Below are 13,435 nucleotides of genomic sequence, written 5' to 3' on the forward strand. Positions count from 1 at the left end.
TTCCTGGGGATGGAATTTCTTGAGTCAGAAAAATATAAAACCCAACTTGTAGAGCAATTCTTTAATTGATGAAGCCTCAATTTCGTTTGATAGATGAGGAACATTTGTCCAAAATAATTGCCAAAGCGTACATTAGATTACCATAGATAGTGCAGCAGATTACTTTTAACGTGCTAGTTTTGGGTGCCGTACAGACCGAAATGTTGGAAGAAGCTTTTCCGGGTTACCAAGCCCCCGTTACCGCCTTGGAAATGGCTTCGTATATCAAGGATTTTGCCTTGACCGGACAAAACTTTATAATGGAAAGTTGTTACAAGTAAGCAATAGTACGCCGTAGTTTTAATACGAAACTTCCACCTTCATTTTATCAGATTCAATCCAAGCTTCATTTCCCGAAGCTGATAGGGTGCCTTCCAAAATTTGCAATTGGTTCAACTGACTTTTTGGAATCTTCAATTTGATTTTCCACTCAGCATTGCTCTGCTCAATTTTGATGGTGGTTTTACCCTCTTTTTTAGTGTAGAACATGGAAATTTCATTGGCACCATCACCAATTTTCACGTTTTGCAAAGCACAATCATCCCATGCATCGGGCATTAATGGGGAAATCACAACTTCTTTTTGTGCAGCATTGGGTTGAATGCCAAAAAACTGGTGCACAATAGGGTAGGCAAAGCTATAAATGTTCCAAGCTTGCGTTATCATGCCATAATCAGGGGAAACCTCATACATACTGCCCGGAAAGGCATAACTAAAGGTGCGGGTCATCCGTTCCAAATAGTTGAGAGCCTCGTTAGGCCTCCCATAATTATTTTCAGCTCGTGCTTGTACCCCTGTGGGTAAGGTCATTACGGCTCCAGTATAGGAGAAAATTTTAGATCCCTTAAACGAACCGTCATCGGAACCAGCTGACTGGTCACGATCAATCCCCGTCACAAAAACCCCAAACGGGTTCACAAATTGCTCTGCAGTTTTCAAGGCTTTGATGGCCTTCGTGCTATCTGCAATTCCCATTTCCATGGGAGTGTTCACCACCCAATTGTGGTGCATCACAAAGGGTCTTGGTTTGCTGGAAGGGTTTTTCTTAACAAACTCTTTTGTGGCTTCGAGTTCTTCAACGGCCCACGGTTTGTTCAAGGTATCGGCTCGAACAATAGCATCCTCAATCAGATGTAAGGCTTGGGCATCCGTTCCAATAAAATCGGCATACGAATTGAAATTTTCGGACCAAAATTCGGTGTTGATTTTATTTTTGAGCTCATCAGCAATATTTTGATATTGCAAGGCGAGTGAATCCTTGCCCAATTCCTTTGCCATTAGCGCTGCATCAGCAAATGCTCTTTGGGAATAGGCGGCCACATCAATCATTTCGCTGTCCAACCCATGAATTTCCATCATCCCAAAACCTTCGGGGAAACCATTGCCGTCCAAATCATTTTCTTTCATCAACCACAAAAGGCCCTTTTCTATGGTTGGGAAGTATTTTTCCAGAAATGACAGGTCGCCGTTCCATTGGTAAATGCTCCAAATCAACGAAGCAAATTGAGGCGTCTCGTTGATATTGCCTTTGTTAAAAACTGCTCCATTGGTAGACATTTCATGAATGATCTTCCCGTTGCTGTTCACGCTGGTGGAAACGCTGTCCAATAAAGCAATGGTGCTGTAGACGGCATCGGTTTGTCCAATGGCCATATACCCTTGAAGGGCGTACTCACTGTCCACCCCAAACCACCATGGATAATCGGGAATGCCCGCAGTGATTCCAGTGCCGATTTCAGGAACGGTCCGTACCAGCCAATCGCAGTTGTATTTTAACCATTCAAAGGTTTGTTGCATTTTTTTATCGGGAATGGTCAATTTAGATTGCTGGGCCAATTGCTGATACCGTTCCTTTTTGTCCGATAATAGATGAAGCCAATCTGATTTTATGGTATTAAATGTGGTAATGGTGTTTTCTTTTGAGGTGTATGAGCCAGCAACAATAAAATTGATGGTTTTGGTTTCATTGGGCTCAATTTCCATTGCATAGGACAATTGGTTGGAAGCACCCAAGCCACTGTAAGTATTTTTTACTTCAGATTTTTGAGCCGGAGCAGTATCACTGGCATAACAAACAAACCAAGGATTATCCTTATCTTTTGCTATCCAACCCTGAATAGCTTCCTCAAAAACGGCCTCATCTTGGGCATCATTCATGTGGGTGCGTTCCCCCAACCACGTCGGTCTTAAATCCGAATGACCCGTAAAATCCAAATCAAATGTGGTTGCTGTTGAGCCGGTATTGGTCAATTCAACCTGAACCAAGAGCCCTTCCAAATCATCTGGAACAAATTGCCATCGGTTCACGGAAATATTTTTTGAAGGAACCACAAACTGATGCGTATTGGCAAATGGATAGTTGACAAACGTATCGGCTTTATTCAGCAGGTAAGATTCATCATTCCACTTTAGTTCAATGTCAAATCCATCCATCAATTTAATGGGATGGTTCCAAATACCCCCCATTTCACCTTTTATATGCCATCCCAATTCCGGAAAGGAGCCGTCTTGATGACCAACCATATATACCCTATTTCCCGCCGTAACAAAAGGGGATTCCAAATACTCAGTTTTCCCATTGATATGAGTACTGTTTTCCATTAGACTTGAAAGCGCCATCGGTTTTTCGGTTTCTGAACAATTCCAGAAAAGAAATCCAAGGAGGGCTAATGTATAATTGGGCCATCTCATAAATTCAAATTTTGATAAAAATACGCAGATAAATTTTCTGGATTTATATGAGTTTGATTTGTACCGTGTAACTTCGTATTTGGAAGAACAAATTGAATTGGACAGCACTTTAGAGAAATATTTACCGGAACGCGCCGTAGCTCCCTGTTTTGAGTTGATAAAGGACCATGGTGTGCATCTAAAAATTGTAAATCATCGGGTTACCCGCCACGGGGATTACCGGAGGATGCCGAATGGAATGCATCAGATTACGGTAAATGCATCGCTGAACAAATATCGATTCTTGATCACGCTCGTCCACGAAATAGCGCATTTGGTCGCCTTTGAACGGCATGGTCGCCGAATAAAACCCCATGGAATGGAATGGAAGCGTACCTTTCAGCATTTAATGGTTCCTTTTATTCGTCCTGAAGTTTTTCCAACACAACTGCTACCCATCATTGCCAACCATTTTAAAAACCCAAAGGCCAGTAGTAGCACAGATGCTAGATTGTCCATTGCGCTAAAAGCTTTTGATCAGGAAGAAAGAAAAAACAGCTATGTATACGAACTGCCTGTGGGAAGCATTTTTAGGTTGTACAATGGTAGGCAATTCAAAAAAGGAAAAAAGAAAGTAAAACGATACGAATGTGTGGAGTTGTCTACAGGCAGATTATATTTGTTTCAGCCTAATGCAGAAGTGGAATTGGTCACGGATAAACCTATTGAGCCTCCGTTCTAATAAAAATAAATATCATGAATAAGAACTATTATGCTGTATTGATGGCCGGAGGGGTTGGTTCCCGATTTTGGCCCGTAAGCACTACAGCCAATCCCAAACAGTTCCATGACATGCTGGGAACCGGGAAAACCTTGATTCAAAAAACCTTTGATCGTTTGAATCGGTTTATTCCCACTGAAAATATTTTGATTCTCACCAACGAGCGATACAATGATCTTGTTTTGGAACAATTGCCTAAAGTAAAACCAGAACAAGTGGTGTTGGAACCTGCCATGCGGAACACGGCTCCTTGTATTTTATACGCTTCATTGAAAATCCAGAAAATGAACCCAAACGCGGTAATGATCGTAGCCCCAAGTGATCATTGGATTGAAGATGAAGAAGCCTTTGCAAAAGATGTTACTGCTTGTTTTGACAAATGTGAAAAGGAAGATGTACTCTGTACCCTAGGTATTCAGCCTACTTTTCCCAATACAGGTTTTGGTTATATCGAATTTGAGAAGGGGAGTGACGAAGAGCTTAAAAATGTGTCCCAGTTTAGGGAGAAACCGGATTATCAAACCGCAAAAGAGTTTTTGGCCCAAGGTAATTTTTTGTGGAATGCAGGGATTTTTATGTGGAGCGTAAGGACAATAGTGGATGCATTCAAAACGTATCAGCCTAGCCAATATGAGTTGTTTGGTTCTGGTATCTCCAGCTATAACACTAATGAAGAAAAAGCGTTTATCCAAGAAAATTATGCCAAGGCAGAAAACATATCCATAGATTATGCTATCTTGGAACAATCCAAATCCATTTATACCTTACCGGCTACTTTTGATTGGAACGACCTGGGCACCTGGGGCGCACTCTATGATAAGTTGGACAAAGATGAATCTCAAAATGCCGTGGTCAATAGCCAAGTGTTATTGGAGGATGCCAAAGGCAATATGATTCGTTCCCCAAAGGGGAAAATTGTGGTAGTGGATGGATTGGAAGACTATATTATTGTGGACAAGGAAGAGGTGTTGTTGATTTACCCCAAATCCAAACAACAGGATATTAAAAAAGTATTGAGCCAAGTCAAGGAAAAATTTGGCGATCAGTTTGCATAACATATGAGTGAAAATCAATTAAGCGGGGGAGCTACACCTAATCACGATAGTGGTGACGATGTAAAAAAGGACTTCAAAGGCCTTTTGGGAAGCGTGCGCAAGTTTTTGTCTGAATTGTTGGAAATTCGGACCAATACGGATGCTGCCGCCACCAAGGAATCCATTATCGCAGATATTCCATTTAAGGGTCATACCTCTTGGATTTTGATTTGTTCCATTTTTATCGCTTCCGTAGGGTTGAACGCCAACTCTACAGCTGTGGTCATTGGAGCGATGTTGATTTCCCCATTGATGGGCCCTATTTTGGGAATGGGTCTGTCCTTGGCCATCAACGATATTGATACCTTGCGACGTTCCCTCAAGAATTTTACCGTAATGGTGGTGTTGAGCGTTATCACCGCATTTTTGTTTTTTTATCTATTTCCATTGCGTGATGAATCTTCGGAGCTTTTGGCGCGAACCAAACCAGATATCCGAGATGTATTGATTGCATTTTTTGGTGGGCTTGCCCTTGTGATTGCTCGGGCGAAGAAAGGGACTATAGCCAGTGTTATTTTTGGGGTTGCCATTGCAACAGCATTGATGCCGCCCCTTTGTACCGTTGGTTTTGGACTGGCCATTGGGAAACCTTGGTATGCAGCAGGGGCCATGTACTTGTTTACCATTAACACCATTTTTATTGGATTGGCCACTTTTTTGGTCATCAAGTTTCTGCGATTTCCCATGGTGCGTTACGCCAATTCACATAGAAGGCGATTGATAGCGCGTTTGGCTTCAATTACGGGCATTTTGGTGATGATTCCGGCTGGATTTACATTTTACCAGGTTTTTCAGGAGTCCCTTTTTAAAAAGCAGGCCCAAGAGTTTTTAAAAGAGACTATTGATGTATATCAGTTTGAAGGGGCAGGACGATATGTGGACAACCTGACCAAAATTGAGTATGTGGATGATGGAACTTCTCTTATTGAGGTTGTTTGTATGGGAGACGAGTTGATTCCGGAGAATGTATTGAACACGTGGCGGGTACAAAAAAACCAATATGCACGACTAAAGGACGCCGAACTTCATATTATTCAAGGAGGTAAGGACGATTCTGAAGAAAAGTTCACTTATGTAAGTGAGCTCTATGAAAAAAACAAGGCTGAACTCCTCAATAAAGATGAACAAATACGCCTTTTGGAAGAAGAGGTGGCCAGCTTAACCAAGAGTTTTGGGAAGCAAATCCCTTTTTCCGTTATCAGTGCCGAAGCCAGAGCCAATTACGAAAACTTGGCCGGTTTGGGCTTTTCGTATCGAATCCAGACCGACTTTAACAAGCTTGATACGGTACCCGTTTTTGAAGTAAAATGGAAAGATGGGGTTCAGAACAGTCAAAAAGATGCTGATGCCAAGAAAATGCTAAGTTGGTTGAAACTGAGGTTGCAGGATTCAACTTTGGTGATTAATGAAGTAAAATGATTTTTTTTAGATGTCTGATGTCTGATGTCTGATGTCTGATGTCTGATGTCTGATGTCTGATGTCTGATGTCTGATTCAGTTCCGTTCCTCAATATACATTTGGCGTACCTTTTTAAAGAGTTCCGAAGAATATACAAAATCGGTTACGGCTTGGTTATCGGTCTTAAAAATTTCCTTGTTGGTACCTTCCCATTCTTTATAGCCATTTTTTAGAAAGATAATTTTCTCACCTATCTCCATCACCGAGTTCATATCGTGGGTGTTGATTATGGTAGTGATATCATATTCCTGGGTGATTTCATGAATAAGATTGTCAATTAAAATGGCCGTTTTTGGATCTAGGCCAGAGTTCGGCTCATCACAGAACAGGTATTTTGGGTTCATTACAATGGCTCGGGCAATGGCCACCCGCTTTTGCATTCCCCCAGAAATTTCTGCCGGAAATTTTTTATGGGCATCGATAAGGTTTACGCGTTCCAAAACAAAATCCACCCGATCTTGCATTTCGGCCTTGGATTGTTTGGTGAACATATCCAAAGGAAACATGACATTACCTTCCACTGTCATAGAGTCAAACAAGGCACTCCCTTGAAACACCATACCCATTTCCTGCCGAAGATCTCGGCGTTCTGTTGTGGAAAGCTCAGAATAATACTGCCCATTGTAGCAAATTTGACCTTCATCAGGCTCAAAAAGCCCCAACAAGCATTTTAGGAAAACAGTTTTTCCCGAGCCGCTCTGCCCAATGATTAGATTAGTCTTTCCCTTTTCAAAAATGGCGGAAATGCCCTTGAGCACATGATTATCCCCAAATGATTTGTGTATGTCTTCAACCTCGATCATTAGCCAAGTAGTAATTGGGTTAAGAGATAGTTCACTATTATAATAACAACACTGGTCCAAACAAAGGCTGTGGTACTGGCCTTACCCACTTCAAGTGCACCGCCCTTCATGTAAAAACCATGGTAAGAAGGTACTGTGGCAATGACAAATGCAAAAACAACGGATTTTATGAAAGCATAAGTGACGTGGAATGAATCAAAATCCATTTGAAGCCCTTTAATGAACTCGCCACTGGGAGCATATCCTCCGAAAACAGCGGCAATCCATCCGCCCAAAATACCTACGAACATGGAAATGGCCACCGCAAATGGATAGATCATGGTGGCAATGATCTTGGGAAAAACCAAATAGTTCAAGGAATTTACGCCCATTACCTCCAAAGCATCTATTTGTTCGGTTACCCTCATGGTTCCAATACTGGATGTAATATAAGACCCCACCTTTCCGGCCATTATGATGGAAGTGAACGTGGGTGCGAACTCCAAAATCACCGATTGCCTGGTGGCAAACCCAATAAGACTTTTTGGTAAAAGAGGACTGTTTAAATTGAGAGCTGTTTGAATGGTAACAACACCTCCGATAAAAAAGGAAATAAAAATGATAATACCCATGGCTCCATAAATAAGATCATCAATCTCCTTTAAAATCAAGGATTTCATGATGGGCCATTTGGTAGGTTTTTTAAATACTTCCCATATCATGATGAAGTACTTTCCAATCGCTTCAAGATATTTCATGGGCTTAAATTGGACTTGCGGGGATAAAAATAAGAATATTGTTAAGCTTTTAACCTTCATTTAAAATTTTAAACAGGATAAATGAATAGCTTTGCTAGCGTTTTAGTTAAATCCAACCCATGAAAAACCACTTTGTTTTACTGTTGCTCGCTTTTTGCATGACTAGCTTTGGCCATGGACAACGTAGAAAGAAGAGCCAAGAAGAAAAAACTCCTGTTGAAATTGCCCAATCGCCAAAATTGGTGGTGGGCATTGTGGTAGATCAGATGCGGTACGACTACCTTACCCGATTTTGGAATCACTATGGAGAAGGAGGGTTTAAGCGGTTGGTGAACGATGGCTTTAACTGTAAGAACAACCATTTTAATTATGCGCCTACCAGTACGGGACCTGGGCATACATCGGTTTATACGGGGACCACTCCGGCAACGCACGGAATCATTGGAAATAATTGGTACGATAAGGAGACTGGGGAAGAGGTGTATTGTGCAGGCGATGATAGCTATCAATCGGTGGGGACAACATCCGATGCCGGGCAAATGTCCCCCCACAGAATGCTTACCACTACGGTTACCGATCAATTGCGTTTACATACCCAACAACGGGGGAAAGTCATTGCGGTGGCCTTAAAGGATAGAGGTGCCATATTACCTGGAGGGCACTCGGCCAATGCAGCCTATTGGTTTGAAGGTGGAACAGCAGGTAATTGGATTACCAGTTCCTATTACATGAATGCCCTGCCCCAATGGGTGAACGATTTTAATACTTCGGATGCTGTTGAAGCATACAAGAAGCCTTGGACCACCCTGAAACCAATTGAAACGTATCTGGAGAGTGGTCTTGACAATAACAGCTATGAGGGAAAGATAGATGGGGAAACCACTACGGCATTTCCACACGACCTCCCAAGCTTATGGGAAGACAATGGTGATTTTGGGTTATTGCGCATTACCCCATACGGAAATAGTATTACCGCAGATTTTGCATTAACGGCTTTGGATGGAGAGGATTTAGGTACCGATACTATAACCGATTTCTTGGCGATTAGCTTCTCCAGTACGGATTATGTGGGGCATTTTTTTGGAGTGAACTCCAAAGAAGTGCAAGATACCTACTTGCGATTGGATCAAGATTTGGCCCGAATTTTTGCTGCTTTGGATGAAAAAGTAGGAGCAGGGGAATACACCGTGTTTTTAACAGCGGACCATGCTGCGATCAATGTGCCAGCGTATTTGGCCGACCAAAAAATACCAGCTGGGTACTTGGACATGGAAGGAATGCGGGAAGAATTTAACGAATACTTGCAATACAAGTATGGTACTACGGATGTGGTGAAAAATATATCCAACAACCAAATATTCTTGGATCATAAAATCCTAACCAATTTGGATATTGACTTGGATGATGCAGAAGAGGATATTGCCAAAGAGTTGCTTAGCTACGAAGTGGTAAACCAAGTATACACCGGCCATCAAATGTGGACGAATGAGTATTCGGAAGGAATCCCTTATATTTTACAGAATGGGTATAACCAAAAACGTTCTGGGGATATCTTGTTTGTGCCCAAACCCGGTTTTATTTCCTACGGAAGAACAGGGTCAACTCATGGCTCGCCCATGATTTATGACACCCATACCCCATTACTCTTTTATGGAAAGGGGATAAATCAAGGCAGTACGGTGAATAGAACGGAGATTCCGGATATTGCCCCTACCATAGCGGCCTTATTGGGCATTGCATTCCCGAACGGAACTACTGGGAAGCCGATTGGGCAGGTTTTGGAGTAATTTGTTTAGCTTTTTACTAGGATTTTATAAACGCCACTTTCCGGATTTAATTGATAATCACAACCTTGAATAAGGATTTGATTGTAACGGGTGAAGTCACAGCAACTTTCCTTTGTTCTTTCAGCTTCCACTTTGAGAGAAAAAATAATGTTGTTCGAAATGAATATATTATACTCAATTTTTTCGGTTTCCCAGCCGAAGGAATTTAGTGTAAGTTGGTTATTGGTAAAAGTGTGTTCTATTAATTTGTTTTCGGTTATGTCCAATACTTTTATTTGTTCGGGCATAAAAGTTTCATTGTCAAATAAATTTTCCCCGGTATTTGCATCAACAAATTCAAAAAGCAAGGGTTGTGGTGGTGTAAAGCATTCATTGCAATCTTTCTTGCAACTTATAATAGCAAATATTACTACTAGCATTACCTTTTTTATCATATTCTTGACGTTTAGGAATGGTATGAGTTATGCCTTTCGTTTGATAATTCAATTAATATTATGACCCTTTGTTTTATTTAAGGTGAGATATCAAATATCATTCGTTTATTATATTTAAAGTTATAGTTGCCCGGATTCCAGGAGTTGTATCCGTAATATCCATTATATGTTCCACCCCACCCCCAGTTCATGTAGTAATATGTAAATTGAGTACTTATATCACAATAAAAGTGAGATTTATAACCTTCACAAACCCAAGCATGTCCACTATCATACCCGCACCACCAAAGAAAACAATCTTTGTCATTATATCCTGCTAAAACTACAGGTCTACCAGCAATTATTTCGTTTTTAATTGTAGCATGATCGGAGACCCCAAATGAAGCTGAAGAATAACCAAACATATTTTTTAATAGACTGACGCCATCAGATGTCTGTGCACTAGACCCATTACAATTATAATTCATGTTTAAACCGCTTCCTATATCCCTTAAAAGTTCAGAAGCTTCATTAGACCCCTGATTGCTAATTGGCATATTCCCCCAGTTATAGGAGTTTGGAAATTGATAATATCTCATCACTTGCCCTATAGCTGTAGCAACGCATCCTGATGGTGGTCTTCCCCCGTTGCTATTACACCCCATACCTGGAAGTAAGTTATTAAAACCATCCCATTGATTCCACTCCGAATTGATTAAGGGACCATAATAGGTATGAGAGTCATTACATTCGTTACCTCCTTGATTGAAACATTTCGAATTTAGATTTGGATACGGATTTACCAATTGTTGCATTGGACAAGGATTATATAATGTTCTTGTTGGGATTCCAGTACTTGCTGTAAAACTTCTTCTTAGATTACCAATATCTATTGAGGTTTCTTCTAACCAACCAATGAGGCCTTGGGGTAGTTTTTCGGAATCTAACACAAATGTGTTGTTTTCTGAATAACCCAATATGGGTTGGGTCCTTTTATCAGCTGAAATAAGGATAAACCCACCCTCTGTATAGTTTATTATATAGTAAGCAGCTTTTCCTGTGAAATCTGGTACTGTCAGACTTGTAGAAACAATTTTAGAATTTGAAGCTGTTTTTCCATACTTGCTATCTTTAGATGTATATGTAATAATTGAGGCAAATGATTTTGCTTCATCTTCGGATACAAAGTAATTGCTATCTTGATTTTGATTGACTTCTCCGATAGGTTCTTCTAAATCGTTATTACAGGATACTAAGAAGATAGTTGATGACAATACTGTCAATACTCTTTTTCTTAATAATTTCATAGAGTCAAGTTTTAGTTTGGGATGCTTGATAGAAATAGATTTCCTTGTATTACAATGTTTCAGTTTTTTGTCATAAAATACTTGATACTTGCGTAAGCTTTTTTTGCAAGATATTGTTGAAAGTGATTTTGAATAATGGGAATTGATGGATGAAGCTTATAAATTCATCAACAACTATTTTCAATTGATGTATGATTATCAACTGACAACATTGAGATGCATGGTTAGATCATTTGTGTTTGTTTACTTAGGATTTGGCTCAGGTAGAATCAGAGTTTGAGTTGGCCATTGATATACGACCTATATGTTTATTTGGTAGTATTTCGATTAAATGTGACACCTATTCTTTTTTAAGAAACAACTGCATAAAAATCAGATCCAGCCATTTATCAAATTTATAGCCCACTTCCTTGAACGTACCAATTTCTTGGAAGCCAAATTTCTTGTGGAATTCAAAACTGCCTTTGTTTGAGGCATCGACCCCAGCAATCATGGTGTGGAAACCTTGCTTGGTGGCTAGTCGAATTAGTTCTATCATGATGTGTTTGCCGATTCCCATTCCTCTATAATTATGGTGGGTATAAATGGAATGTTCCACACTAAATTGGTAGGCATCCCACGGTCTAAAAATGCCATACGTACCAAAGCCAACTACCTTTTTTTCATTTTCAGCAACAATGACCGGCATCTTGTCCTTTACTTTTTTCTCAAACCAAGAAAGTTGTTGCTCATAGGTGCGTTCCTGATAATCATACACTACGGTTGAGTGTAGGATTTCATGATTTATGATTTCCAGAATGGAATTTACGTCCTTGATTTCTGCGGTTCTGATGGTCATGCTCCTCTAAAAAATAGCCTCCAACACAAAGATAGGATGATTTACTTTTTGAAAATCACACTAATTTTGACCAAATCCCTTTCCAACGGTAGCTCCTAATAAATTTTCCTTCTGCTTTGGAAACATAACGAGACCGTCGTTGAAAAAAGGCTTTGAAATATCCAATAAGTGCAAGGAAGTACAAACTGGGATTTTTGGCCTGCCAAGCCATTTTAAGTGCAGCTATTTTGGTGAGTACAATGCTATAACGCATTTTATACATAGCCTCCCCTTTGGTTTGATAGTTTTTTGTACTGTATCCGTGTCCTGTGGGACGAAGGTGTTTTACATGGAGTTCTGGAACGACCAAAGTTTCAAAATCGTGGTATTGGGCCAGAAGTACATCCACAGTGTCCCAACCCACACCCGGACGTAAACCACCAATCTTGTCAAAACAAGCCTTGTGATATAGTTTTATGGGGCCACGAATATGGGATTTGTCCGCAATGTTTTCATAGACCCAATCGTTCCCTTTTTTGATGTATAGCAGTCCAGAACACATGCCCAATTTCCAATTGGCCTGAAAACGATTCAGGATTTCTTCAAAATAATTGGGCGGTAGAATGATATCCGCATCAAACTTGCCAATTAAATTATAGTCTGAGGCATGTTGAAGCCCAAAATTAAAGGCGTCCACTACTTTTTTTCCAGGCACATGCTTATCAGTGGATTGGCGTTGCACCACTTTTATCCAATCGTGTGTTTGGGAAAATCCTGAGGCAATCGCAAAAGTATTGTCGGTAGAATTGTCATCTACAAGGATAACTTCATCCGGTCTTTGGGTTTGTACCACAAAAGAATCCAGACAATCCTTGAGGAAAGCAGCTTCATTATGGGCAGGAATGACAATGCTGATTTGCATTTGCTAAAATTCCAAAAAACAATTCACAAAACCCAAATAAGTTTTGGTTTTGAAATTAAAGAGCAATGTTGAAATAGATTTCTCGACTGCGCTCGAAATGACAATAACGTATTGAACATTGATGATTGTTTATTGTAAATTGATAAGAATCATCGTTCTGCGTAAACAATATAATATTGGTCAGTGAAAAGGCGAAGTAAGGGTCGCAACCCAATTTTTTGGTGGGATTTGGTCCAGAATCCAACAAAGTAATAGCACCTCCAAAATAATCACCCGAATTCAATTCACCTGAAAAGCAATATTCTCCATACGTATAAAGCAAATCTTCTGAAACGGTGCCATCAGAGTTAAGTTCAATCATATAAAATGCTCCTGTATTGGTACCTAAGGTGGGGTTCAAGTGCCCCAAGGCACCGACCACAATATCGTTTGTTCCATCTGAGTTTTGGTCACCTACATTAAGGATTGAACCAGCAAAATAATCTTCAAAAGCCAAATTCGGTGCAAATCCACCTTGTATATCGCTTATTTTCTGATAAGAATTTACCGTAAGGTCTGCATTCATAAATAAAATCCAGACCGCACCTCGTCTAGAGTCGCCATCTG

At 40.3% G+C, this 13,435-nt stretch carries 12 protein-coding genes and 1 pseudogene; 5 read left to right on the forward strand and 8 right to left on the reverse strand.

What is annotated here, in order from left to right:
- Positions 1–161 precede the first annotated feature (161 nt).
- Positions 162–337 (forward strand): annotated as a pseudogene (locus tag J0X14_RS05110) (short-chain dehydrogenase); the annotation flags it as partial.
- Positions 338–339: 2 nt separating this feature from the next.
- On the opposite strand, the gene J0X14_RS05115 reads toward J0X14_RS05110, so the two are convergent.
- Complete coding sequence (locus J0X14_RS05115) at positions 340–2,658, reverse strand: glycogen debranching protein (protein WP_242527932.1); 2,319 nt, start codon at positions 2,656–2,658, stop codon at positions 340–342.
- Between the two features lie 169 nt (positions 2,659–2,827).
- Here J0X14_RS05115 and J0X14_RS05120 point away from each other — a divergent pair, with 169 nt between their 5' ends.
- Genes J0X14_RS05120 through J0X14_RS05130 form a run of 3 tightly spaced genes read left to right on the forward strand, consistent with a single transcriptional unit; the run spans position 2,828 to position 6,003 of the window.
- Positions 2,828–3,451 (forward strand): SprT-like domain-containing protein, encoded by a 624-nt coding sequence (locus J0X14_RS05120; RefSeq protein ID WP_207097494.1) that lies wholly within the window; start codon positions 2,828–2,830, stop codon positions 3,449–3,451.
- Between the two features lie 14 nt (positions 3,452–3,465).
- Complete coding sequence (locus J0X14_RS05125) at positions 3,466–4,545, forward strand: mannose-1-phosphate guanylyltransferase (RefSeq protein WP_207096707.1); 1,080 nt, start codon at positions 3,466–3,468, stop codon at positions 4,543–4,545.
- 3 nt (positions 4,546–4,548) lie between these two features.
- On the forward strand, positions 4,549–6,003 hold the full coding sequence (locus tag J0X14_RS05130; protein ID WP_207096708.1) for a DUF389 domain-containing protein: 1,455 nt from the start codon (positions 4,549–4,551) through the stop codon (positions 6,001–6,003).
- Between the two features lie 75 nt (positions 6,004–6,078).
- Here J0X14_RS05130 and J0X14_RS05135 read toward each other — a convergent pair whose 3' ends face one another.
- Positions 6,079–6,846, reverse strand: a complete 768-nt coding sequence (locus J0X14_RS05135; RefSeq protein WP_207096709.1) for an ABC transporter ATP-binding protein — start codon at positions 6,844–6,846, stop codon at positions 6,079–6,081.
- On the reverse strand, positions 6,846–7,583 hold the full coding sequence (locus tag J0X14_RS05140) for an MlaE family ABC transporter permease (protein ID WP_207096710.1): 738 nt from the start codon (positions 7,581–7,583) through the stop codon (positions 6,846–6,848). The genes J0X14_RS05135 and J0X14_RS05140 overlap by 1 nt, the downstream gene beginning before the upstream one ends.
- A 119-nt stretch (positions 7,584–7,702) precedes the next feature.
- Between J0X14_RS05140 and pafA the strand changes: the two genes are divergently transcribed.
- A complete protein-coding gene (gene pafA, locus J0X14_RS05145; protein ID WP_207096711.1) occupies positions 7,703–9,370 on the forward strand; it encodes an alkaline phosphatase PafA in 1,668 nt (555 codons plus the stop codon).
- A gap of 5 nt (positions 9,371–9,375) precedes the next feature.
- Here pafA and J0X14_RS05150 read toward each other — a convergent pair whose 3' ends face one another.
- The 5 genes from J0X14_RS05150 to J0X14_RS05170 all read right to left on the reverse strand — a co-directional run bounded on the left by J0X14_RS05150 (position 9,376) and on the right by J0X14_RS05170 (position 13,394).
- A complete protein-coding gene (locus J0X14_RS05150) occupies positions 9,376–9,804 on the reverse strand; it encodes a hypothetical protein (protein ID WP_207096712.1) in 429 nt (142 codons plus the stop codon).
- Between the two features lie 77 nt (positions 9,805–9,881).
- Entirely contained in the window at positions 9,882–11,090 is a 1,209-nt protein-coding gene (locus J0X14_RS05155; protein ID WP_207096713.1) for a C10 family peptidase, read from the reverse strand.
- A gap of 340 nt (positions 11,091–11,430) precedes the next feature.
- A complete protein-coding gene (locus tag J0X14_RS05160) occupies positions 11,431–11,928 on the reverse strand; it encodes a GNAT family N-acetyltransferase (protein ID WP_207096714.1) in 498 nt (165 codons plus the stop codon).
- Between the two features lie 55 nt (positions 11,929–11,983).
- Entirely contained in the window at positions 11,984–12,829 is an 846-nt protein-coding gene (locus tag J0X14_RS05165) for a glycosyltransferase family 2 protein (RefSeq protein WP_207096715.1), read from the reverse strand.
- Between the two features lie 55 nt (positions 12,830–12,884).
- Positions 12,885–13,394 carry an integrin alpha gene (locus J0X14_RS05170; RefSeq protein WP_207096716.1) on the reverse strand — a complete coding sequence of 170 codons (510 nt, stop codon included), beginning with the start codon at positions 13,392–13,394 and terminating at the stop codon, positions 12,885–12,887.
- Positions 13,395–13,435 lie beyond the last annotated feature (41 nt).

Source organism: Allomuricauda sp. CAU 1633 (genome assembly GCF_017313225.1).
Classification (GTDB): domain Bacteria; phylum Bacteroidota; class Bacteroidia; order Flavobacteriales; family Flavobacteriaceae; genus Flagellimonas.